This is a genomic window from Marinibacterium profundimaris, from assembly GCF_002210095.1.
GTDB classification, from domain to species: Bacteria; Pseudomonadota; Alphaproteobacteria; order Rhodobacterales; family Rhodobacteraceae; genus Marinibacterium; species Marinibacterium profundimaris.
The window spans coordinates 29602-50767 of record NZ_AQQR01000015.1; the positions used below are offsets into that span (position 1 = coordinate 29602).

The 21166-nt window shown below is 68.5% G+C and carries 21 protein-coding genes; 10 read left to right on the forward strand and 11 right to left on the reverse strand.

Annotation, left to right across the window (positions count from 1 at the left end; translation table 11 throughout):
• Positions 1-94 precede the first annotated feature (94 nt).
• Positions 95-1123 (forward strand): ABC transporter permease, encoded by a 1029-nt coding sequence (locus tag ATO3_RS22040; protein WP_088652071.1) that lies wholly within the window; start codon positions 95-97, stop codon positions 1121-1123.
• Positions 1120-2271, forward strand: coding sequence for an ABC transporter permease (locus ATO3_RS22045; protein ID WP_088652072.1), 1152 nt, complete (start codon positions 1120-1122; stop codon positions 2269-2271). The genes ATO3_RS22040 and ATO3_RS22045 overlap by 4 nt, the downstream gene beginning before the upstream one ends.
• A 394-nt stretch (positions 2272-2665) precedes the next feature.
• On the opposite strand, the gene ATO3_RS22050 is transcribed toward ATO3_RS22045, so the two are convergent.
• Both ATO3_RS22050 and ATO3_RS22055 read right to left on the reverse strand, forming a co-directional pair.
• Positions 2666-3496: an amino acid ABC transporter substrate-binding protein gene (locus ATO3_RS22050; RefSeq protein ID WP_233152261.1), complete on the reverse strand. Its 831-nt coding sequence runs from the start codon at positions 3494-3496 to the stop codon at positions 2666-2668.
• A 287-nt stretch (positions 3497-3783) separates the two neighbouring features.
• The gene (locus tag ATO3_RS22055) at positions 3784-6168 is read right to left on the reverse strand and encodes a mechanosensitive ion channel family protein (RefSeq protein WP_233152262.1); all 2385 of its coding nucleotides are present in this window, start codon (positions 6166-6168) and stop codon (positions 3784-3786) included.
• Between the two features lie 475 nt (positions 6169-6643).
• Between ATO3_RS22055 and ATO3_RS22060 the strand changes: the two genes are divergently transcribed.
• From ATO3_RS22060 to ATO3_RS22090, 7 genes are read left to right on the forward strand one after another with little or no spacing between them, the layout of a single operon-like run.
• A complete protein-coding gene (locus tag ATO3_RS22060) occupies positions 6644-7867 on the forward strand; it encodes a glycosyltransferase family protein (RefSeq protein WP_088652073.1) in 1224 nt (407 codons plus the stop codon).
• Positions 7864-9144, forward strand: a complete 1281-nt coding sequence (locus tag ATO3_RS22065) for a glycosyltransferase family 4 protein (RefSeq protein ID WP_088652074.1) — start codon at positions 7864-7866, stop codon at positions 9142-9144. The genes ATO3_RS22060 and ATO3_RS22065 overlap by 4 nt, the downstream gene beginning before the upstream one ends.
• A 5-nt stretch (positions 9145-9149) precedes the next feature.
• The gene (locus tag ATO3_RS22070) at positions 9150-10232 is read left to right on the forward strand and encodes a glycosyltransferase family 4 protein (RefSeq protein WP_088652075.1); all 1083 of its coding nucleotides are present in this window, start codon (positions 9150-9152) and stop codon (positions 10230-10232) included.
• Positions 10229-10813 (forward strand): histidine phosphatase family protein, encoded by a 585-nt coding sequence (locus ATO3_RS22075; RefSeq protein ID WP_088652076.1) that lies wholly within the window; start codon positions 10229-10231, stop codon positions 10811-10813. The genes ATO3_RS22070 and ATO3_RS22075 overlap by 4 nt, the downstream gene beginning before the upstream one ends.
• The gene (locus ATO3_RS22080) at positions 10810-11934 is read left to right on the forward strand and encodes a glycosyltransferase family protein (RefSeq protein WP_088652077.1); all 1125 of its coding nucleotides are present in this window, start codon (positions 10810-10812) and stop codon (positions 11932-11934) included. Before ATO3_RS22075 ends, ATO3_RS22080 begins: the two co-directional genes overlap by 4 nt.
• Positions 11931-12692, forward strand: coding sequence for a polysaccharide deacetylase family protein (locus ATO3_RS22085; protein WP_088652078.1), 762 nt, complete (start codon positions 11931-11933; stop codon positions 12690-12692). The genes ATO3_RS22080 and ATO3_RS22085 overlap by 4 nt, the downstream gene beginning before the upstream one ends.
• Positions 12689-13165 (forward strand): class I SAM-dependent methyltransferase, encoded by a 477-nt coding sequence (locus tag ATO3_RS22090; protein ID WP_088652079.1) that lies wholly within the window; start codon positions 12689-12691, stop codon positions 13163-13165. The genes ATO3_RS22085 and ATO3_RS22090 overlap by 4 nt, the downstream gene beginning before the upstream one ends.
• 6 nt (positions 13166-13171) lie before the next feature.
• Here the strand turns inward: ATO3_RS22090 and ATO3_RS22095 are convergent, their stop codons facing one another.
• Positions 13172-14314, reverse strand: coding sequence for an alpha-D-ribose 1-methylphosphonate 5-triphosphate diphosphatase (locus ATO3_RS22095; protein WP_088652132.1), 1143 nt, complete (start codon positions 14312-14314; stop codon positions 13172-13174).
• 56 nt (positions 14315-14370) lie between these two features.
• On the opposite strand from ATO3_RS22095, the gene ATO3_RS22100 reads away from it, so the two are divergent.
• Entirely contained in the window at positions 14371-15054 is a 684-nt protein-coding gene (locus ATO3_RS22100) for a DUF1045 domain-containing protein (RefSeq protein WP_088652080.1), read from the forward strand.
• Here ATO3_RS22100 and phnN read toward each other — a convergent pair.
• The 8 genes from phnN to phnG all read right to left on the reverse strand — a co-directional run bounded on the left by phnN (position 15036) and on the right by phnG (position 21098).
• Positions 15036-15584: a phosphonate metabolism protein/1,5-bisphosphokinase (PRPP-forming) PhnN gene (phnN, locus tag ATO3_RS22105; protein ID WP_088652081.1), complete on the reverse strand. Its 549-nt coding sequence runs from the start codon at positions 15582-15584 to the stop codon at positions 15036-15038. The two genes, ATO3_RS22100 and phnN, sit on opposite strands and share 19 nt — an antisense overlap.
• The gene (phnL, locus tag ATO3_RS22110) at positions 15581-16264 is read right to left on the reverse strand and encodes a phosphonate C-P lyase system protein PhnL (RefSeq protein ID WP_088652082.1); all 684 of its coding nucleotides are present in this window, start codon (positions 16262-16264) and stop codon (positions 15581-15583) included. The genes phnN and phnL overlap by 4 nt, the downstream gene beginning before the upstream one ends.
• A 37-nt stretch (positions 16265-16301) precedes the next feature.
• Positions 16302-17255, reverse strand: a complete 954-nt coding sequence (locus tag ATO3_RS22115; protein ID WP_088652083.1) for a CorA family divalent cation transporter — start codon at positions 17253-17255, stop codon at positions 16302-16304.
• 4 nt (positions 17256-17259) lie between these two features.
• Positions 17260-18030: a phosphonate C-P lyase system protein PhnK gene (phnK, locus tag ATO3_RS22120; RefSeq protein ID WP_088652084.1), complete on the reverse strand. Its 771-nt coding sequence runs from the start codon at positions 18028-18030 to the stop codon at positions 17260-17262.
• 73 nt (positions 18031-18103) lie between these two features.
• Complete coding sequence (locus ATO3_RS22125) at positions 18104-18964, reverse strand: alpha-D-ribose 1-methylphosphonate 5-phosphate C-P-lyase PhnJ (RefSeq protein ID WP_088652133.1); 861 nt, start codon at positions 18962-18964, stop codon at positions 18104-18106.
• 5 nt (positions 18965-18969) lie between these two features.
• Positions 18970-20061: a carbon-phosphorus lyase complex subunit PhnI gene (locus ATO3_RS22130; protein ID WP_088652085.1), complete on the reverse strand. Its 1092-nt coding sequence runs from the start codon at positions 20059-20061 to the stop codon at positions 18970-18972.
• A 3-nt stretch (positions 20062-20064) separates the two neighbouring features.
• Complete coding sequence (gene phnH, locus ATO3_RS22135; RefSeq protein ID WP_088652086.1) at positions 20065-20643, reverse strand: phosphonate C-P lyase system protein PhnH; 579 nt, start codon at positions 20641-20643, stop codon at positions 20065-20067.
• Positions 20640-21098 carry a phosphonate C-P lyase system protein PhnG gene (phnG, locus tag ATO3_RS22140; protein WP_088652087.1) on the reverse strand — a complete coding sequence of 153 codons (459 nt, stop codon included), beginning with the start codon at positions 21096-21098 and terminating at the stop codon, positions 20640-20642. The genes phnH and phnG overlap by 4 nt, the downstream gene beginning before the upstream one ends.
• Between the last annotated feature and the right edge of the window lie 68 nt (positions 21099-21166).

Genomic DNA, 21166 nt, shown 5'->3' on the forward strand with positions numbered 1-21166 from the left:
CCGGGCGCCCCCGCCCGCCCGCCACGATCAGCCCGCCCCGCCACCGGGGCCAGCCGCCAAGACCCGACAGGCCGCCGAAAGACAAGACCGCATCATGAGCACGCTCCGCTACGCCCTCTACCGGATGATGACCATGGTGCTCACGCTCCTGGTGGTCTCGGTCCTGGTCTTCGCGATCATCAACCTGCCGCCGGGCGATTACCTGTCCAACCAGATCAACGAACTGCGGGCCACCGGGCAAAGCGCCGGCGTCGCCAAGGCCGAATTCCTGCGCCGCGAATATTCGCTCGATCAGCCGCTGTGGAAGCAATACATGATCTGGGTCGGCTTCCTGCCCGGGCCCAACGGCTTCTCGGGCCTGCTGCAGGGCGACTGGGGCTGGTCATTCGAATTCGAACGCCCCGTGGCCGATATCGTGGGCGACAGCCTCTGGCTGACCGTGGTGGTGAACCTGGCCGCCGTGCTTTTCATCTATGCCGTGGCCCTGCCGCTGGGCATGCTGGCCGCCGCGAAATCCCGCAGCTGGATCGACTATACCGCGGCACTGGTGGCCTACCTGGGCCTGGCCACGCCGAACTTCCTGCTGGCGCTGATCCTGTTCTATTACGGGCACAAGTATTTCAACCTGCCGATCGGCGGGCTGATGGATCCGATCTTCGAAGGCCAGCCGCTGACCTGGGACAAGCTGCAGTCGATCCTGGTGCACCTGATCGTGCCGACCTTCGTGATCGGCACATCCGGCGCCTCGGCCATGACCCAGCGGCTGCGCGCCAACATGCTGGACGAGCTGGGCAAGCCTTATGTGGAAACCGCCATCGCCAAGGGCCTGAGCGAGCGGCGGATGCTGGTGAAATACCCGCTGCGCGTCGCCTTCAACCCCTTCGTGGCCGATATCGGCAACCTGCTGCCCTCGATGGTGTCCGGCTCGGTTCTGGTCTCGGTCGTGCTTGGCCTGCAGACCATCGGCCCCACCCTGCTGACCGCGCTGAAGACGCAGGACCAGTTCCTGTCGGGCTTCATCCTGATGTTCGTGGCCCTTCTGACCCTGATCGGCACGATGATCTCGGATATCCTGCTGGTCATGCTTGATCCCCGCATCCGTTACGAAGGCCGCGAGTCATGACCGACAGACCCGACCGTTTCGTCGATGACGCCCCCTTCGATCCGACCGCCTCGGCGCTGGATCTCGAACGCGCCGACCTGGACGCGCCCGGCTGGGTGCTGGTCTGGCGCAAGTTCCGGACCCACAAGCTGGGGCTGATCTCGGGGCTGTTCATCGCCTTTTCCTACATCATGCTGCCCTTCTGGGGCTTTGTCGCACCCTACGGGCCGAACGAGCGGAACGAGGAATATCTCTATGCCTCGCCGCAGAAGATCCGCCTGTTCCACGAGGGCGAATTCATCGGCCCCTTCATCTACCCGGTGACGGCCGAGGCCAACCTGACGACCTTCCAGTGGGAATTCGTCCCCGACACCGACAACCCCGCGCCGCTGCGCTGGTTCTGCGAGGGCACGCCCTACAAGCTGGCCGGCTTCATCCCCTCCGACACGCATCTGTTCTGCCCGGCCGAGGGCACGACGGTCTTCGTCTGGGGCTCGGACCGATTGGGGCGCGACGTGTTCTCGCGCATCCTTTACGGGGCGCAGCTTTCGCTGACCGTGGGGCTGATCGGCATCCTCGTGTCCTTCTCGCTGGGCATCTTCTTCGGCTCCATCGCCGGCTATTTCGGCGGCGGCATCGACTGGGTCATCAACCGCGTGATCGAGATCCTGCGATCTCTGCCCGAACTGCCGCTCTGGCTTGCCCTGTCGGCCGCGGTGCCGTCGAACTGGGGGCCGGTGGCGGTGTTCTTCATCATCTCGATCATCCTCGGCATCCTCGACTGGCCCGGGCTGGCACGGTCCGTGCGCGCCAAGTTCCTGTCCCTGCGCGAAGAGGAATACGTGCGCGCGGCCGAGATGATGGGCGCCAAGCCGGGCCGCGTGATCGGGCGGCACCTGTTGCCGAACTTCGCCTCGCACCTGATCGCCTCGGCCACCCTGTCGATCCCGGCGATGATCCTGGGCGAGACGGCGCTGTCGTTCCTCGGCCTCGGCCTGCGCGCCCCGGCGGTCAGCTGGGGGGTCATGCTGAACGACGCGCAGAACCTCGCCTCGATCGAGATCTATCCCTGGACGGCCCTGCCGATGGTGCCGATCATCGTCGTGGTGCTGGCGTTCAACTTCCTGGGCGACGGGTTGCGCGACAGCCTGGATCCCTACCAGGACTAGGCGTGGATAGCCGGCCGGGTTCGGGGGCGCTGCCCCCGTCCTCCTGCGGAGGCCTCCCCCCGAAGGTATTTGGGCCAAGAAGAACAAAGGGCGTGGTGCCCGGGCGATCAGGTCCGCGCGTGAGAGACGCGTCCGGATCGCAGGTCGCCGGATGTGCTGCCGATCCTGAAAGACCGGACGGACGGGCCGGGCGATGGGGCTGGAAAAGGTGCCGGCATGTCGGCGGGCTCAGCCTCGTCGGCCCGTTGCAATCCCGGGTGCCGTCCGCAATCCGGCGGCAGGCCGACCGGCGCGGTGCTTCGCAAAAAGTTAAGGCGCGGTAAATCCGCGCCTGTAACCCCTTGATTTCATGTGGTCGGCAAGATGTCCCACGCGTGGGACATCTGCGCGGTCATCAGGGCAGGATCGGGCCGAGGCGGAACAGCCATTGCATCGCCTGGCCGGGTTCGACGCCGGGCAGGGTCTCGCGGAAGATGCCTTCCATCACGCCGGTGTTGTAAAGCCCCGAGAGCGCCCCATCGACAAGGAAGCGGAACTCGTCATCGCCGCGCGGCAGGGCGAGGCCCTGTTTCTCGATCGTCAGCAGCCGGTCCATGACCATGAAGTCCCGGTTGCCCGCGTTGAGGAACAGCAGGATCGACTGGTCCGCGAAATAGGCCGCGATCTCGCCCGCCTGCATCGCCGCGAGCCCCTCCTCGTGGCTGTCGAAGGTGACTACCTCGGCCTCGGTCCCGGTCTGGGTCAGCGTGTTGCCCAGGGCCTCCTCTGTGGTGGTGCCGGACCGCACCCCGATCGAGGCCCCGTTGAGCGCGGAGAAGGTGGTCTCGGCCCCCACGGGCAGCATCACGGCGGTCCCGTCGACAAAGATCGGGATCGAGAAATCGACGAATTCGCGCCGGCTCATGGTGATGGTCGAGGCGCCGCAGAGCAGGTCGATCTCGCCGTCCGCGACCTTGGCGAAACGATTGGACGTGTCGACGGGGACGAAGGTCATCTCGATCTCTTCCAGATCAAGCGCGCGGCCCAGCGCCTGGGCCAGCTGGGCACAGACCTGCACCGTGTAACCGGCCGGCACGCCCTGATCGTCGACATAGGAGAGCGGCGCGGCATCCTGCCGGTAGCCCAGCCGGATTTCTCCCTCCGACCGGATCCGGTCGACGGTCTGGGCCGTGGCGGGCACGGCCATGGCGGCGGCAAGCAGCAGAGAAGCGAGGGGACGCAGCATCTGAGAGATCCTTTCCGGGATGACGGGGCGGCGCGGAACCGGAACCGGCCCGCCCGTTTCCCAATGCATACTTGGCCGACCAAGGCCTGGCCACCCCCCGCCCCGGCGCGCCGGGAAAAATGATGCGCCAGGGGTGATCGGGGCGGTTTGGGGGGCAGAAGCCGGCGTGTCACCGGGTGGCGAATGGTAAGGATTGTCGGAATTCGGCCAGCCGCGCGTGATCGAGAAACCAGCCGAGGTCGACCTGTCCGAGGAGATGCAGGGAGATTTCGCCGGGGCGGCCAGGATCAGCGATCGTCGCCGTGCTCGTTGCGGTCTTCGTCCATCATCTCTTCCTCGATCGCGGTCTGCACCGCGCCTACCACCGCGTCGCGCTGTTTCGGGGTGAGATCCTCGGCATTCTCGTCGGCCAGCCGCACCGTCACCTCGCGATGCGCGAACCTGATCCCCTCGCGGGCAAACAGCGCCCGGATCTCCTCGTAGACCTTCTTGCGCACCAGCCACTGGTCGCCCGGCTTGGTCATGAACTTCACCCGGATGATCATCGCGCTGTCCTGCATCTCGATCACGCCCTGACTTTTCAGCGGCTGGATGAAATTCTCGCCGATCACCGGATCCTCGAGCAGCTGCTGCCCCAGCTTCTTGATCAGCTTGCGCACTTTCTCGACATCCGTGTCGTAGGTCACCCGCAGCGGCAGCTTCATGATCACCCAGTCGCGCGAGAAGTTGGTCAGCACCTGCACCTCGCCGAAGGGCACCGTCTGCAGCGCGCCCAGGTGGTGGCGCAGCTGGAACGACCGGACCGAGATCTTCTCGACCGTGCCCTTCACGATACCGATGTCGATGTATTCGCCCTTGCGGAAGGCGTCGTCGATCAGGAAGAACGCGCCCGAGAAGATGTCGCGCACCAGCGTCTGGGCGCCGAAGCCGATGGCGATGCCCACCACGCCCGCGCCGGCAAAGAGCGGGCCCACGTTCACGCCCAGCTCCATCAGCGCGATCAGCCCGATCGTCACCACGACCACCGCCAGGATCGCGCCCCGGAACAGCGGCAGCAGGGTGGCCAGCCGGCTTGCCCCGGTGGCACCGCCCTCGTCGCCCAACTCCGCCTCTTCGGCGGCGGGCTCTTCCTGGGCGATCATGTTGTCGATCCAGATCCGGAAAAGGTTGTAGACGATGTATCCCATGAAGAGGACGATCGCGACATCAAGGAAATTGCCGATCAGGGTATCGTTGATCAGCTTGTTCTCGGGCAGCCAGATCAGCACCAGCGCATAGGACCCGGCGGCAAAGGCCAGGATCCCCGCCACCTGCCGGAACAGCGCCTCGTAGGTCATCGGGCGGTGCGATATTTCGGCCGGCTGACCGATTTCCGAAGCCTCGGCCTCGGCCATGTCCCGGTTCACCGCCTCGCGCCGGCGCACCCGGTCAAAGTACCGCTCCAGCGCGTAGTTCATCACCGCGTAGACCACGACCACCGTCAGGAACACCGCGTAGGCCCCCGCGATCAGGGGAAACCGTTCCTCCATGTCCAGCACGAGATCGTAGCTGTGGCGCAACCAGGCAAAGACGAAGAACAGCACCAGCGCAGGCGCCCAGACCAGAGAGATGGTCCGGGTGGCCCAGTTGACCTCCATCAGTGCGCGCCCGTGCAGGATGGCGCGGGTGATCGCCTTGCGATTGACCAGCACCATCGCCACGTTGGCCACCATCGCGATCAGCAGCATGACCAGCGAAAGCATCGCGTAGACATTGTAGTTCAGCCCGATTTCCTTGATCCAGGTGGCGAAATAGCCGGTCCAGATCCCGTAGGCCGTGATCCCCCAGACCCAGAAATACAGCCGCTGCGCCTCGCGGTCGGTGAGCCGCGGGATGCGGTACTGCGGCAGGTAGGGGGACAGGATCATGCGCCACAGGTCGCCCACCGTGCGGGTCAGGAAAAAGGCCAGAAGGATCGCGGCGGCGGTGATCTCGACCGAGAGATCGTTGGCATTGCCGATCACCAGGAAGCCGGCCAGGACCACAAGCACCAGAACCAGGACGGTTCCCACCATCCCCACCAGGAACCGCATCACCAGGAAGGGCACCTTCTCGGAATAGCCGCGCGGTTTCTCGAGGATGCGCGATGTCACGAAGCGCCGCATCAGCCGCTTGCCGAAGACCTCGACCATCACCATGCGCCCGATCGCCAGCAGCACGAGCATGTAGAACAGCACCTTGGCATAGGTGACGATCCGCCCGTCCGGGCTGGTGGCGCGCAGGATGTAGAGCACCTCGTTCACCGACACCGGCAGCGCGGCGAGACGCTCCTCGAAGCGGTCCACGAAGGTCTCGACCGTATGGTAGGTCTGCATCAGGGTCGATATCTCGGCCTCGGCGATGGTATTCTGGCCGGTCGAGGCGCTGCTCGCGCCCAGCACGCTGCCATCGGGGTCGAGCACGACGACGCTGACACCGGCCTCGGCCGCCTGTCGCAACGCCGAGGCCAGGTTGTCGGAGCCGCTGTCGGCGTTGCTGCCGGACGTGCCCGTTCCGCCTCCTCCCAGCCCCGGCAGTGTCTGGGCCCGGCCCGGATCGGCCATCAGCAGAAGGCAGATCACCCCAAGGGCGAGCGCCGCGCAGAGCACCCGCGCCATGCGGGAAAGCTTGGGCAACATCAAACGACTGGTCATGGGCACACCCGGAATGAGGACGCAGACAGGCCGCGGTCGGCAAACGCTAGCCAAGCGTTTGGGCCGGTGCAATTCGACAGCGCCGCTGACCGGAGCAATTGTCGGAAATGCGTTGCATCTCGGTCCGAATTGAATACCAAGGGGGCAAGCGCCCGCCGCCAGGCCAGGCAGGCAGGCTGATCGGGCAGGCAGAACGGGGACTGGCGAAGATGGCGGGCGACTGGTCGATTGCGCCGATGCGAACGCGCCGATCCGGGCCCGAAATGCGTCCAGCGCGCACCGGTTTGCCACCCGGACAGGCGCCGAACCCGTCAAATTCATCGCCAATCCCGCCTGTCCCGCTTATCATGGGCTCTCGGAGCGGGCCGGTGAAACAGGAACCTTCCACATGTGCGGCCCTTGCCGCGCCCACGATCCGCATGACATCCGACGGGCCGGGCGTAACCGGCACGCGGCCAGGGTTGAGCGAGCAACGATGACCAATTCCACGATCACGAGGAAACGGGGGCCGCGCGGGCGGGCCCCACGGGTCATGCTTTACAGCCACGATACCTTCGGACTGGGCCACCTGCGCCGCACCCGCGCCCTGGCCACCGCCATCACCGAGGTCGATGCCGAGGCCTCGGCGCTGATCCTCACCGGATCGCCCGTCGCCGGCCGCTTCGCCTTTCCGCCCCGGGTCGACCACATCCGCCTGCCCGGCGTCACCAAGCTGGCCGATGGTAGCTATGCCAGCCAGGCGCTGGGGCTGGACATCGACGAGACGACGGATCTGCGCGCCGGCCTGATCGAGGCCGCCGCCCAGCGCTTCCGGCCCGACCTGCTGATCGTCGACAAGGAGCCCTCGGGCTTTCGCGGAGAGCTTCTGCCGACCCTGCGCCGGCTGCTGGAGGAAGGCGGCACCAAGATGGTGCTTGGCCTGCGCGACGTGCTGGACGAACCCGAAGTGCTGATCGACGAATGGGCGCGCAAGGGCGCCGTCGAGGCGGCAGAGACCTATTACGACGAACTCTGGGTCTATGGCCTGCGCTCGGTCTATGACCCCACCGCAAGCCTGCCGCTGAGCAAATCCCTGCGTGACCGCATGGTCTTCACCGGCTATCTGCGCCGCGACAAGGTGGAACTCGGCCCCGCGCCGGAAGAACCCTATATCCTTGTCACCCCCGGCGGGGGCGGCGATGGCGAGACCATGGTGAACCTGGTGCTCCAGGCCTACGAGACCGACCCGACGCTGTCGCCCCGCGCGATCCTCGTCTACGGGCCGTTCCTGTCGGGCGACACCCGCGCGGATTTCGAGGCGCGGGTCCAGGCGCTGAACGGGCGGGTCGAGGCGGTGGGCTTCGAGAGCCAGATCGAGACGCTGTTCGCCGGGGCACGCGGCGTGATCTGCATGGGCGGTTACAACACTTTCTGCGAGGTTCTGACCTTCGACCGGCCCGCGGTGATCGTGCCGCGCACCGTGCCGCGGCTGGAACAATACATCCGCGCGCACCGGGCCGAGGAAATGGGCCTGGTCGGCGTGATCGACGAATGGCGCGACGGGCTGACGGTCGAGGCGATGATCGCCGCGATCCGGGGCCTGGCCGACCGGCCGCGCCCGTCGGCCTCGTTCCCGCAGGGGCTGCTGGACGGGCTGGACCACGTGACCGAACGGGTCGGCGCCTTGCTGGCGCAGCGCCGGGAGTGCGCCGCCGAATGACGAAGACCCCGCCGCTGGCCGTGCTGGTGAAGGGCTGGCCGCGCCTGTCGGAGACCTTCATCGCCCAGGAACTGGTCGCGCTGGAAGAGGCGGGCCACGCGATGGAGCTGTGGTCGCTGCGCCACCCGACCGACACGGCCACACATCCGCTGCATGACCGGCTGAAGGCAAAGGTGAACTACCTGCCCGAATACCTGCATGACGAACCGGGCCGCGTGCTGCGTGGCTGGTGGCGGGCGCGCCGCCTGCCCGGCTACCGCGCCGCGTGGACGGCCTGGCGCGCGGATCTGAAACGCGACGGCAGCCGCAACCGCTGGCGCCGCTTCGGCCAGGCCTGCGTGCTGGCGGCCGAGATGCCGGGCGACGTGCGCGGGCTTTACGCGCATTTCATGCACACCCCGTCCTCGGTCGCGCGCTATGCCGCGATCATGCGCGGCCTGCCCTGGTCCTTCTCGGCCCATGCCAAGGACATCTGGACGTCGCCCGAGTGGGAAAAGCGCGAGAAGCTGAGCGCGGCCACCCATGGCGCCGCCTTCGGCGCCACCTGCACCGCCTTCGGGGCCGAGCACCTGCGCGCCCTGGCCGATGATCCGGCGCGGGTGGACCTGGTCTATCACGGGCTCGACATGGCGCGGTTTCCGTCCCCGCCCGACCGCCCCGTGCGCGGCGCGGGCCAGCCGTTCCGGATGCTCAGCGTCGGGCGGCTGGTCGAGAAGAAGGGTTTTGACCGGCTGATCGAGGCGCTGGCCCTGCTGCCCTCGACGCTGGACTGGCATTGGGAGCATATCGGCGGCGGCGGCGACAAGGCCGCACTGGCGGCGCGCTCCGGCGCGCTGAAGATCGCGCATCGCATCACCTGGCGCGGGGCGCTGACCCAGCCCGAGGTCATTGCCTCGATGCAGGCCGCCGACCTGTTCGTCCTGCCCTCGCGCATTGCCGGGAACGGCGATCGTGACGGGCTGCCCAACGTGCTGATGGAGGCGGCCTCGCAGAAGCTGCCGATCCTGTCGACGCCGGTGTCGGCGATCCCCGAGTTCATCGAGGACGGCGTGCATGGGTTCCTGTCCGACGACGACCCTGACGCGCTGGCCGACGCGATCGCGCAGATGGCCGCCGATCCGGCGGTGACCGCCGCGCTGGCCGATGCCGCCTATCACAGGCTGCGGCAGGACTTCCGAATGGATCCCGGTATCGCGCGGCTGTCAGAGCGGCTGGACACGCTGTGCGGCACGCGCGCCGGTGAGCGTGACCGTGAGCGCCTCCGTGACGGGGCCTGAGCCCGATGCGCGTGGCCTTCTTCGCCCCGCTCAAGGCGCCGACCCATCCCGTGCCCTCGGGGGACCGCGAGATGGCGCGCAACCTGATGGCGATGCTGGCCCGCGAGGGGGCCGAGGTGATCCTGGCCTCGGAGCTGCGGCTGCGCGACGGCAGCGGCGATACCGCCAACCAGTCCCGGCTGCGCGCAGACGCGTCGGCCGAGGTCGAACGGCTGGTGACCGAGCTGCCCGATGACGTGGCGCTCTGGGTCAGCTACCACAATTACTACAAGGCCCCCGACCTGATCGGGCCCGAGGTCGCGCGGCGACGGGGCATTCCCTACGTGCTGATCGAAAGCTCGCGCGCGCGCAAGCGTCTGACCGGGCCCTGGGCCGGCTTTGCCGCGGCGGCCGAAGCCGCGTCGGACGCGGCGGACGTGATCTTTTACCCGACGGAACAGGACCGCGAGACGCTGGAACGCGACCGGAGCGCGGGGCAGATCCTGGCGCAGCTGCCGCCCTTTCTGGCCCGCGACGACCTGCCCGCGCCGGGGCGCCCGGTGCCGGGGCGGCTGCTGGCGGCGGGAATGATGCGGCCGGGGGACAAGATGGCCTCTTACCGGCTGATCGCCGCGACGCTGCCGGCGCTGAGCCATCCCGGCTGGCACCTGCAGATCGCCGGCGACGGCCCGGCGCGCGAGGCGGTGCACACGCTCTTCGCGCCCTGTGCTGGGCGCGTCTCGCTGCTGGGCCAGCTGGACCGCGCCGCGCTGGAGACCGCCTATGCCGAGGCCGATCTGTTCCTCTGGCCCGGGGTGAACGAGGCCTTCGGCATGGTCTATCTCGAGGCGCAGGCGCATGGCGTGCCCGTGGTCGCCCAGGACCGGCCCGGCGTGCGCGACGTGGTGGCCGAGCCCTCGAAGAACCCGCCTGTCCCGACCGGCGCCGCCGGCCTCGCCCTGCGCTGCGACTGGCTGCTGGAGGATCCGGCCCGCCGGCAGGAGGCCGGCCGCACCGCCCGCGCCGCGATCCGCGCGCATCACCTGTTGCCCGCCGCGGCCCGCCGCTTCTGGGCCACTGTCACCCCCCTGCTGGAGGTCCGCGCATGACCCGCCTTGCCCTGCTTCGCCATGGTCACACCGAATGGAACCGCGCCGGCCGCATCCAGGGGCGCAGCGACATCATGCTGGACGCCGAGGCCCGCGATGAGCTGTCGGCCCAGCGGCTGCCCGCGCCCTGGGACGAAGCCATGCTGTGGTCGAGCCCTCTGGAACGCGCGCTGGACACGGCCGAGCTGGTTTCGGGCGGGCAGCGCCCCAAGGCGGCGCCGGAGCTGATCGAGATGGCCTGGGGCGACTGGGAGGGCCAGAAGGGCGCGGACCTGCTGGCCGATCCGGGCACGCATTATAGCGACATCGAGAACTGGGGCTGGGATTTCGAGCCGCCCGGCGGCGAAACCCCGCGCGCGGTGGCCGAACGGCTGACGCCCTGGCTGGCCGGGCTGGAGGGCGACAATGTCGCGGTCTGCCATATCGGCGTGATGCGGGTGATCCTGGCGCTGGCGCATGACTGGGATTTCGACGGCCCGGCGCCGTTCAAGGTGAAACGCAACCGGCTCTATGTCATCTCGATCGAAGGCGACCGGCTGGTGCCCGAGGGCGAGCCGGTGCGGCTGGAGCCCGCGCCGTGAGGGTCCTGATCACCGTCACCCACCTGCTGGGCACCGGGCACCTGAGCCGCGCGCTGACGCTGGGCCGGGCCTTTGCCGAGCGCGGGCACGAGGTCGTCGTGGCGAGCGGTGGGGCTCCGGCGCCGCATCTGGACACAACGGGCGTGACGCTGGTGCAGCTGCCGCCGCTGCGCTCGGACGGGACGGATTTCACGCGGTTGCTGAAGGCCGAGGGCACGCTGGCCGACGACGCCTACCGCGCGGCGCGGACCGATGCGCTGCTGGCCTGCCTCTCCCCTGCGCCGGACCTGCTGATCACCGAGCTGTTCCCCTTCGGCCGCCGCAACCTGCGGGCCGAGTTCACCGCGCTGCTTGAGGCGGCCCGCGCCCTGCCCCGCCCACCGCGCATCCTCAGTTCGATCCGCGACATCCTCGCACCGCCGTCGAAGCTGGCCAAGGCCGACTGGGCGGACGAGATGATCACGCGGTTCTACGACGGCGTGCTGGTGCATTCCGACCCGGTGCGGACCGAATTGTCCTTGAGCTGGCCGGTCTCCGGCGCGCTGGCCGGGCGGCTGATCTACACCGGCTACGTGGCCCCCGCCCCGGCCGGGCCGCATCCGCAGGCCGAGGGCACAGGCGAGGTGCTGGTCAGCGCCGGAGGTGGGCCGGTGGGCGACGGGCTGTTCCGCGCCGCGCTGGCGGCCGCAAAGCTGGACGACCGCCGGCCATGGCGGCTGCTGGTCGGTGGCGGGGCGGACCGGATCGCCACGCTGCAGGCCGAGGCTCCCGCCAATGCCACGCTGGAGCCGCCGCGCCGGGATTTCCGGCAGATGCTGTCCCATGCCGCGGCCTCGGTCAGCATGTGCGGCTACAATACCGCGCTCGATATCCTGCAGGCCGGGACGCCCGCGGTCTTCGTGCCCTTCGATGCGGGCAACGAGGTGGAACAGGGGCTGCGGGCGGAAAGCCTCTCGGCCCTGCCCGGGATCGCGTCGGTGCCCAGTGCGGAGTTGGATGCCGACACCCTGCTGAATGCTGTGGCGCGGGTGACGTCGGAAGGAAAACGAGGCCGCGACGGGCTGCGCGACGATGGCGCGGCGGAAACCGTGCGGATCTGCGAAGGGATGGTTTGCGCATGACGGACTGGTCCCCGCTGGAGGCCGAGCTGGAGCGGCTGCAGGCCCCTCTGCCCGTCTGGTGGCGCGATGACGACGCGATTGCCGACACCCCGGCGCTCGACCAGCTGATTGAGATGGCAGAGGGGGCGGGATGGCCGCTGCACCTGGCGATCATCCCGGCGGAGGCCAACGAGACACTGGCCCGACGGTTGCGGGGCTGCGGGAGCGTGGTGCCTGTCACCCATGGCTGGGCCCATGCCAACAACGCGCCGGAGGGCGAGAAGAAGGCGGAATTCGGCGCCCATCGCCCGGTGGCGGAGATGGCGGCGGAGGCCGGGGCCTCTCGTGCCCGCCTGGCGAACGTCCTGGGGACGGAGCCCGCGCCGATGTTCGTGCCGCCCTGGAACCGGATCGCGCCGGATCTTTTGCCGATGCTGCCCGAACAGCGGTTTTCGACGATCTCCACCTTCACGCCCCGCAAGGACGCGGAAGCCGCGCCGGGGCTGAGACGGATCAACACCCATCTCGACCCGATCGACTGGCGCGGCAGCCGCAGCCTCGTTGCCCCCGACCGGCTGATCGCGCAGATGGCCTGTGACCTCAGAGATCGCCGCGAGGGCCGCGCCGACGCGGCCGAGCCCTACGGCCTGCTTACCCATCACCTGGTCCACGACGAGGCCATCTGGCATTTCGTCGCCGACCTTCTCACCCGATTGTCCCGCGCGCCCCTGACCCTTTGGGATGCCCGCGCCCCCCATATCACGGAGCCCACCCCATGAGCCGTCTCGATTCCATGCTGCGCCGCCTGAGCGCCCAACGCGACGGGCTCAACTGGGCCGCCGACCAGGTCGCCGGGGTTGCGGGCGATGTGCTCGACCTCGGCCTTGGGAACGGGCGGACCTACGATCATATCCGCGAGATCCTGCCGCACAGGCGGATCTGGGTGATCGACCGGGTTCTGCAATGCCATCCCTCCTGCGAACCGCCAGAGGAAGATTTCCTGATGGGAGAGGCCGCGCCGATGCTGGCCGAGCTGGGCCGGCGCAGCGATGGCATCGCGCTGGCGCATTACGACCTGGGCCGCGGGATCAAGGACGAGGACGTGGCCGAGGCGGCGAAGCTGTCGGAAGACCTGGCGCAGGTCATGGTGCCGGGCGGGATGATCGTCTCGGGCCAGCCTCTGGTGGGGTTCGAACAGGTGACCGGCCCGGACAGCATCGCCCCGGATCGCTACCTGTTCTACCGGACCTGAGCCGGATCAGACCCGGCGGCCGCGCGACCAGGTCGCCAGCGGCACGGGATGACCGTCCGCAAGACGGAACCGCACGAGATCCGCGCGCAGCCCCGGCGCCAGCCGCCCCCGGTCGGTCAGGCCCGTGGCCCGGGCCGGTGCATCGGTCACGGTGGCGAGGCCGCGCGCCATGTCGTCCCATTCCTGCCCCAGCTGCACCGCGCCGGTCAGCAGAGAGAACGGCACGTAATCCGACGACAGGATGTCCAGCAGCCCGGCCTTCGCCAGATCCATCGCCGCGACATTGCCGGAATGCGACCCGCCGCGCACCACGTTGGGCGCGCCCATGATCACCGCGATGCCGGCGTCACGGCTGGCGGCGGCAGCCTCCACCGTCGTCGGGAATTCGGCCAGACGCACGCCATGGCCGGCAGAGACCTCGACCTGCTCGACCGTCGTATCGTCGTGGCTGGCCAGCGCCGCGCCCAGCCGCTTGCCCTCGGCCACCGCCGCCGCCTCGTTGTCGGCACCCAGCCGGGCATGGAGCGCATAGAGCGATTCGACATGATCATCGAATTCCGCCTGGGTCAGCCCGTACTTGCCGGACATGTACTCCTGGTATTTTGAGATATCGCTGAACTGGCGCTGGCCGGGCATGTGATCCATCAGGCTGACGATGCCGACCCGGTCCTCGGGCGTGAACTCGGCCAGCTCCTCGATCAGCGTCTCCGAACAGATCTCGGCCCGCAGGTGCAGGAAGTGGCTGATGCGAAAGACGCCCTTCTCGCGCATGGCCAGGATCTTCGAGGACAGGTCGCGAGCGTATTTGCCATAGGGCGCGCGCGATCCGGTGGGGATGGACCCCACGCGCAGGGCGTCGAAGACCGTGGTGATCCCGGTCGAGGCCAGTTCCGCATCATGGGCGAGGATCGCGGGATCCAGCGGCCAGGCGACGCGCGGGCGCGGCTTCATGTGGCGTTCGAGATTGTCGGTATGCACCTCGATCAGGCCGGGCGCGAGGTAATCTCCCTCGCAATCCACGGCACCGCGGCTGACCGTAGCGCCCTGGTCGATCGCGGCGATCTCGCCATTGCGGATCACCAGCGCGCCGGTCACGGTCTCGTCGGCAAGGACCAGCCGCGCATTGGCAAGGATCACGTCTTCTGTCATCTGGATTTCGTCTTTCATGGCCTATCTGCCCCCGACAGCCAACGGAGTGACCGCATATGGAATTTTCGCGCTACGCGCTTTACTTCGCCCCGCCCGAAGGTGCCGACTGGACCCGTCTGGCGACGGCCTGGCTGGGCTGGGACATGGAAACCGGCGCCGAGGTGGCGCCGCCCGAGGCGCCCGGCATCGACGTGGCCGGGATCACCGAGCGGCCGCGCAAATATGGGCTGCACGGCACGATCAAGCCGCCCTTCAGGCTGGCCGGGGGCCGCAGCCCCGCCGAGCTGATGGCCGCGGCCGAGGCGCTGTGCGCGCGGCTGAAGCCGGTGACGCTGGACGGGCTTGGCCTGGCGCGGATGGGCGGGTTCCTGGCGCTGCGGCCCGAGGGCGACGCCAACGCCCTGTCGGATCTGGCGGCCGCCTGTGTCGAAGGGCTGGACGACTTTCGCGCGCCGGCGCCCGAGGCCGAGCTGGAGCAGCGGCGCAAGGCCGGGCTGAGCCCGGCGCAGGAGGCACATCTGCAACGCTGGGGTTACCCCTACGTGATGGACCAGTTCCGGTTCCACATCACCCTGTCCCGCCGGCTGAGCGACGACGAGGCCGCCCCGGCCGAGGCCTGGCTGCGCGAGCACCTGGATCCAATGCTGCCGCGCCCGTTTCACATCCCCGACATGGCGCTGGTGGGCGAAGGCCCCGATGGCCGGTTCCGGATGATCCATCGCTACACGCTTTCCGGCTGAAGTGCGGCGCGCACGGCGGCGACGGTGTCGTCGAGCGCGCCGGAATTGTCGATGCGGTGAACCTGCGCCAGCCCCTCGGGCAGCGGCAGGGACCCGCGCGACAGGCGGCGCTTCTGCTCGTCCTCCGCCTCGCGCCCGCGGCCAGACAGCCGCGCGGCCAGCACCTCGGGCGGCGCGGTCAGCGAGATCACCTGAAGATCGGGGCGCAGCGTCTGCGCCTGAAGCAGCACGGCGCGGGAGAGATTGACCAGCACCGTGCGGCCCGCCGCGAGATCCTGTTCGATGGCGCGCGGCACGCCGTAGTGCAGCCCGTGCGCCTCCCAGGACAGCAGGAACTCTCCGGCGGCGTCGCGGGCGCGGAAGGCCTCTTCGCTCACGCCCTCGAAGTCTTCTCCGCCGGCCTCGGACGGGCGGGTGATGACGCGGCGGGCGAGCATCCAGGCCGGGTCGGCCTCGACCAGCGCCGCCATGACGCTGTCCTTGCCGACGCCCGAGGGGCCGACGACGGCGACGAGCCGGCCCTGGCTCATGCCGCCATCCCCGGCGTGAAGGCGGAGACATCGACCTCGCGGTCGGCCACGGCCTGGCGGGCGGGCAGATCGTGGAAGATGCCGACGATGGCGGCGCCTCGCGCCTTGGCCTCGGTGATCAGGTCCAGCACGACCTGGCGGTTGCCGGCGTCTAGGCTGGCGGTGGGCTCGTCCAGCAGCAGCGCCGGATAGGTATGGGCAAAGCCGCGCGCGATGTTCACGCGCTGCTGTTCACCGCCCGAGAAGGTGGTGGGGCTGAGGCCCCAGAGCGGCTCGGGGATGTTGAGGCGCGAGAGCAGCTCGCCGGCCCGGCTCCGGGCTGTCTCGCCATCCACGCCGACCGCCAGCAGCGGCTCGGCCACCACGTCCAGGGTCGGCACCCGGGGCACGACGCGCAGGAACTGGCTGACATAGCCCAGCGTGTGGCGGCGCAGGTCCAGGATCTCGCGCGGCTCGGCGGTGACGACATCGGTGTCACCCACGAGGATCCGGCCCGAGGCGGCCAGGTAATTGCCGTAGATCAGGCGCATCAGCGTGGATTTCCCCGCGCCCGAGGCGCCCACCAGCGCCACGCATTCGCCGGGCGCCACGGTGAGGCTGGCCCCTTCCATCACCGGGATGACGGTGCCGCCCTGGTTATGAAGGGTGAAGGACTTGGCGACATTCTCGATCTGGATCATCGAAAGGTACTCCGGGAGTTCGGTGTGGTCGGGGCCGCTAGAGCCAGCGGCGCCATTTGAAGATGATGTAGGCCAGGACGGAGGAGCCCACCATGACGCCAAGGGTCACCGGGTAACCCCAGGGTGAATCGAGCTCCGGCATCCGCGAGAAATTCATGCCGTACATGGAGGCGATCAGCGTCGGCGGCAGGAAGAAGGCCGTGATGATCGAAAAGGTGCGCATGGTGGTGTTCTGATCCACCTGGATCAGCCCCAGGGTCAGGTCGGTGGCGAAGGAGATCCTCTCGTTCACCGATTCCGCGTGTTCGACCAGCGCCTGGATGTCGCGCAGAACGCCATCGATGATTTCGGCCATCTCCGGGTCCTTCGGGACATGGGTGCGCCGGTGAAAACTGGTCGCCCGTTCAAGCGACAGCAGCGCCAGGCGCAGGCGCGAGAGCATCTCGCCCTGCAGACCCAAGGTGCGCAGCGTGTCGCGCATGCTGTCGGGCGAGCGGTCGGGCTCCTTCGACAGCACCTGCGAGAGCAGAACGTCGAGCGTCTCGCCGATCTCCTCGATATGGTCGGCCTGGCGCCCGACGACTTCTTCGATCAGGCCAAGCGCGATGCGGTGCGGCGTGCCGCAGCCCATGGCAGAGGTGCCGGCCCGCTCGGGGAAGCTCTCGAAGGAATGGGGCCCGTGGTAGCGGATCGTCACCACGCAGTCCTCCGAGAGCAACAGGTTCACCGGCAGGACACGTTCCACCCCGTCGGCGGTGCGGCCGGGCAGGACCACGGTCATATGGTCGGTGTCGCCCAGCCGGAACAGCCGGCTCGAGACCTCGATCTCGCGCATCTCGGCGAACGTCGGCAGGGCAATGCCCAGTTTCGACAGGATGGCGGCATCTTCTTCGCCCGGGGCAAGCACGTCGATCCAGACCGCCCGCCCCGGGTCGGTTCCCTCCGGCATCGCGGCCAGCCGGCCGCCCGCGTTGGAGTAGAGCCGCATCATCGCGTCAGACCTGCAGCACCGAGGACACGAGAAGCTGCGTGTAGCCGTGCTGCGGATCGTCAAGCACCTGGTCGGTGAGCCCGGTTTCGACCACGTGGCCGTCCTTCATCACCATCAGCCGGTCGGCCAGCAGGCGCACGACGGCCAGGTCATGGGTCACGATCAACGCCGACAGACCCATCTCGCGCACCAATCCGCGCAGCAGGTCAAGAAGCCGCGCCTGGACGGACACGTCGAGCCCGCCGGTCGGTTCGTCCATGAACACCAGCCGCGGCCCGGTGACCAGGTTGCGCGCGATCTGCAGGCGCTGCTGCATGCCGCCCGAGAATTGCGTCGGCCGGTCGTCGATCCGGCCGGTGTCGATCTCGACCCGGCCCAGCCAGTCCTCGGCCGAATGGCGGATGTCGCCGTAATGGCGCGCGCCCACGGCCATCAGGCGTTCGCCGATATTGCCGCCCGCGGAGACGCCCATGCGCAGCCCCTCGCGGGCGTGCTGATGGACAAAGGCCCAGTCGGTGCGGCCCAGCATCCGGCGCGCGGGTTCGGACATGGTGACGGTATCGACCGGCCCGTCGGCGCGGGTGTCAAAGATCACCTGGCCGTCATCGGGCGGCAGGTGGCCGGCGAGACAGTTCAGCAGCGTGGACTTGCCCGACCCGCTTTCGCCGACGATGCCCATGACCTCGCCGGGATAAAGATCGAAGGAGACGCCGGTGCAGCCGATCCGGCCGCCGTAAAACTTCGCCACGTCCCGCACTTGCAGCAATGGTGTCATGACTTGCCTCCTGCGCCAGAATTTTCGACGAAAATTCTCGGCACGCCATAGGTTTCCGAAAAATTCCGCGGGCTCATGCCATCGTCTCCGCGGCAAGCCGGCCCTCGTGCCCGGCCTCGCGGCGCGAGCGGCAGTAATCGGTGTCGGAACAGACGAACATGCGATTGCCCGCGTCGTCCAGGATCACCTCGTCGAGATAGCTGTCCTCGGCCCCGCAGAGATCGCAGGGATGGTCGGCCTTGGAGGGGTCGAAGGGATAATCCTCGAAATCGAGGCTGACCACCTTGGTCCAGGGCGGCACCGCGTAGATCCTCTGTTCGCGGCCGGCGCCGAACAGCTGGACCGCGGCCATCTCCATCTTGGGGTTGTCGAATTTCGGGATCGGCGACGGGTCCATCACGTAGCGGTCGTTGACCATCACCGGGTAGGCGAAAGCCGTGGCGATGTTGCCGTGGCGCGAAATGTCCTCGTAGAGCTTCACATGCATCAGCCCGTATTCCTCGAGACTGTGCATCTTGCGCGTCTCGGTCTCGCGCGGCTCGAGGAAGCGCAGCGGCTCGGGGATCGGCACCTGGTAGACGAGGATCTGGTCCTCGGTCAGCTCGACCTCGGGGATGCGGTGGCGGGTCTGGATGATCGTGGCTTCCGAGGTCTCCTCGGTGGTGGCCACGCCGGCGGTGCGCTCGAAAAACTTGCGGATCGAGACGGCGTTGGTCGTGTCATCCGCGCCCTGGTCGATGACCTTAAGCCGGTCGTCCGGTGTCAGCGCCGCGGCCGAGACCTGCACGCCGCCGGTGCCCCAGCCATAGGGCATGGGCATCTCGCGCGAGGCGAACGGCACCTGGTAGCCCGGCACGGCGAGCCCCTTGAGGATCGCGCGGCGGATCATCCGCTTGGTCTGTTCGTCGATATAGGCGAAGTTGTACTCGTCCATCACGCTCATTGCGCCGCCTCCCGGGCCGCGGCGGCATCGGCCGCCTCGCGCCGCATCTTGCGCACCAGCTCCAGCTCGGACTGGAAGTCAACGTAATGCGGCAGCTTGATATGTTCGAGAAAGCCGGTGGCCTGGATGTTGTCGCAATGGCTCAGCACGAATTCCTCGTCCTGCGCCGGCGCGCCCTTGTCATCCTCTCCCAGCTCTTCCCAGCGCAGCGCCCGGTCGACCAGCGCCATCGAGATTGCCTTGCGTTCGGTCTGACCGAAGACCAGCCCGTAGCCGCGGGTGAATTGCGGCGGTTCGGTCTTGGAGCCCTTGAACTGGTTCACGGTTTCGCATTCGGTCAGCTGGACCTCGCCGATGTCGATGGCAAAGCCCAGCTCGGGGATCTCCATCTCGACATCGACCATGCCGATGCGCAGCTCGCCCACGAAGGCATGGTTCTTGGCATAGCCGCGCTGCGTGGAATAGGCGAGCGAGAGGACGAAGCCCTCGTCGCCCCGTGTCAGCGCCTGGGCGCGGGTCGCGCGGTCGGCCGGGTAGGACATAGGCTGGCGCGTGATGTCGCGCGGCTCGGTGTCGTCCCGGGGCTCGGTCTGGATCAGGTCCTCGTCGGCGAGGAATTCGGTGATGTGCGGCGTGGGCTCGGCCCGCCCTTCTGCCTCCGGCACCGGCACGGGCTCGCCCTCGGCGGCGAGTTTGAAATCCAGCAGGCGATGCGTGTAATCGAAGGTCGGCCCCAGCACCTGCCCGCCCGGCGCGTCCTTGAACGTGGCCGAGATCCGGCGGTCGCAGCGCATCTCGCCGGTTTCCACGGGCCGTGTCATGCCGAAGCGCGGCAGCGTGGTGCGATAAGCGCGGATCAGGAAGATCGCCTCGATCAGGTCGCCGCGCGACTGCTTGATCGCCAGCGCGGCAAGGTCGGGATCAAACAGCGAGCCCTCGGCCATCACCCGGTTCACGGCCAGCGAAAGCTGTTCGCGGATCTGGGCGATGGACAGCTCGGCGACCGACAGGTCTCCGCGGCGCTCCTCGGCCAGCCAGGCATGGGCGTTGTCGATCGCGCGTTCGCCCCCTTTGACGGCAACATACATGTCTCAGCCCTCCATGACGGCCGTGCTGCGGGGAAGGGCCGCGACCCGGCTCCCGGCGGTGAAGAAGAAATCCAGCCCCAGCGGGTAGAGCCGGTGATTGGCGGCGAAGGCGGCGACCTCGGGCAGGTCGAGCGTCGCGGTCTCGCGGATGCCCGGCCCCTGCAGGGTGGCGCCGGCAGCCCCCAGTTCGGCACGTTCGACGATCAGCGTCGCGGACCGGTCTGGATACTCCGCGGTGCCGACGGGAAACCGCGAGATCGGGCTCAGCGCCTTCCAGGTGCCAAGGGCGAAGGTGGCCGCTTCGGCCGGCACGATCGGGGCGCCGGTGTGGAACGCGACCCAATCGCGGACATCCTTCGTGTCATGCGCGCCGGCCAGGTGCAGACCCGTCTCGGGATCGCACAGCGTCAGGATCAGCGTGCCGGCCGCGACCGACAGCGGCGCCGGCGGGCGGGCCTGGGTCAGCTGGCGGATCTCGCCCGGGCGGGCCATGACATCCATCGTCGCGCGGAACGCATGGGCGGCATCCACGGGCGGGTTGGCGAAGCCCCCGGTCAGGGCGGCGGTTGCGGCAGTGCTCATGCGTTGTCCCCCCGGACCATGGTGAAGAAATCGACCTTGGTGGCGGCGGCCTTCGCCGCGCGGCGGCTGGCCCGGTCGGCCACCAGGTTGCCCAGCGGCGCGAGGATCCGGCCCTGCACATCCGCCGCGGCGCCGGTCTGCATCAGCGCGTCGATCAGCGCGGCGGCCTCGGCCTTCGCCTTCGACCGGCCCTGCACATAGGCATGGCCGACCGTACCGTCAGCCAGCGAGAGCGAGCAGCGCGTCACTGTCATCTCGCCCAGATTGAAGGGCGCCCCGGTCCCGCCAAGCCGCCCCCGCACCATCACGCCGCCCGCCTCGGGCGCGCGCAGCCAGTCGAAGCCGGGCGCGTCGTCATACGCCGCCCAAAGCTCCAGCAGCTCGGCCTCGGGTGCCTTGGCCAGAAGGCTCATCCATGCCTTCCGCCGTTCCGTATCCGCTGTCTCGTCCGCCATTTTGCCCTTGCCCGGTTGTCGATATCTACTATACAACTATACAAATCATAGCGCCCCCTGCGGCGGTG

What these genes read in the sequence shown, in the direction of transcription:
- ATO3_RS22115 (WP_088652083.1), bottom strand. Translation starts at nt 17,255, where the DNA reads ATGATGCGGCTCTACTCCAACGCGGGCGGCCGGCTGGCCGCGATGCCG.
- ATO3_RS22045 (WP_088652072.1), top strand. Translation starts at nt 1,120, where the DNA reads ATGACCGACAGACCCGACCGTTTCGTCGATGACGCCCCCTTCGATCCG.
- phnN (WP_088652081.1), bottom strand. Translation starts at nt 15,584, where the DNA reads ATGAGCCAGGGCCGGCTCGTCGCCGTCGTCGGCCCCTCGGGCGTCGGC.
- ATO3_RS22125 (WP_088652133.1), bottom strand. Translation starts at nt 18,964, where the DNA reads ATGGACGAGTACAACTTCGCCTATATCGACGAACAGACCAAGCGGATG.
- ATO3_RS22095 (WP_088652132.1), bottom strand. Translation starts at nt 14,314, where the DNA reads ATGACAGAAGACGTGATCCTTGCCAATGCGCGGCTGGTCCTTGCCGAC.
- phnK (WP_088652084.1), bottom strand. Translation starts at nt 18,030, where the DNA reads ATGACACCATTGCTGCAAGTGCGGGACGTGGCGAAGTTTTACGGCGGC.
- ATO3_RS22100 (WP_088652080.1), top strand. Translation starts at nt 14,371, where the DNA reads ATGGAATTTTCGCGCTACGCGCTTTACTTCGCCCCGCCCGAAGGTGCC.
- phnG (WP_088652087.1), bottom strand. Translation starts at nt 21,098, where the DNA reads ATGGCGGACGAGACAGCGGATACGGAACGGCGGAAGGCATGGATGAGC.
- ATO3_RS22075 (WP_088652076.1), top strand. Translation starts at nt 10,229, where the DNA reads ATGACCCGCCTTGCCCTGCTTCGCCATGGTCACACCGAATGGAACCGC.
- phnH (WP_088652086.1), bottom strand. Translation starts at nt 20,643, where the DNA reads ATGAGCACTGCCGCAACCGCCGCCCTGACCGGGGGCTTCGCCAACCCG.
- ATO3_RS22085 (WP_088652078.1), top strand. Translation starts at nt 11,931, where the DNA reads ATGACGGACTGGTCCCCGCTGGAGGCCGAGCTGGAGCGGCTGCAGGCC.
- ATO3_RS22060 (WP_088652073.1), top strand. Translation starts at nt 6,644, where the DNA reads ATGACCAATTCCACGATCACGAGGAAACGGGGGCCGCGCGGGCGGGCC.
- phnL (WP_088652082.1), bottom strand. Translation starts at nt 16,264, where the DNA reads ATGATCCAGATCGAGAATGTCGCCAAGTCCTTCACCCTTCATAACCAG.
- ATO3_RS22070 (WP_088652075.1), top strand. Translation starts at nt 9,150, where the DNA reads ATGCGCGTGGCCTTCTTCGCCCCGCTCAAGGCGCCGACCCATCCCGTG.
- ATO3_RS22050 (WP_233152261.1), bottom strand. Translation starts at nt 3,496, where the DNA reads ATGCTGCGTCCCCTCGCTTCTCTGCTGCTTGCCGCCGCCATGGCCGTG.
- ATO3_RS22130 (WP_088652085.1), bottom strand. Translation starts at nt 20,061, where the DNA reads ATGTATGTTGCCGTCAAAGGGGGCGAACGCGCGATCGACAACGCCCAT.
- ATO3_RS22065 (WP_088652074.1), top strand. Translation starts at nt 7,864, where the DNA reads ATGACGAAGACCCCGCCGCTGGCCGTGCTGGTGAAGGGCTGGCCGCGC.
- ATO3_RS22040 (WP_088652071.1), top strand. Translation starts at nt 95, where the DNA reads ATGAGCACGCTCCGCTACGCCCTCTACCGGATGATGACCATGGTGCTC.
- ATO3_RS22090 (WP_088652079.1), top strand. Translation starts at nt 12,689, where the DNA reads ATGAGCCGTCTCGATTCCATGCTGCGCCGCCTGAGCGCCCAACGCGAC.
- ATO3_RS22055 (WP_233152262.1), bottom strand. Translation starts at nt 6,168, where the DNA reads ATGACCAGTCGTTTGATGTTGCCCAAGCTTTCCCGCATGGCGCGGGTG.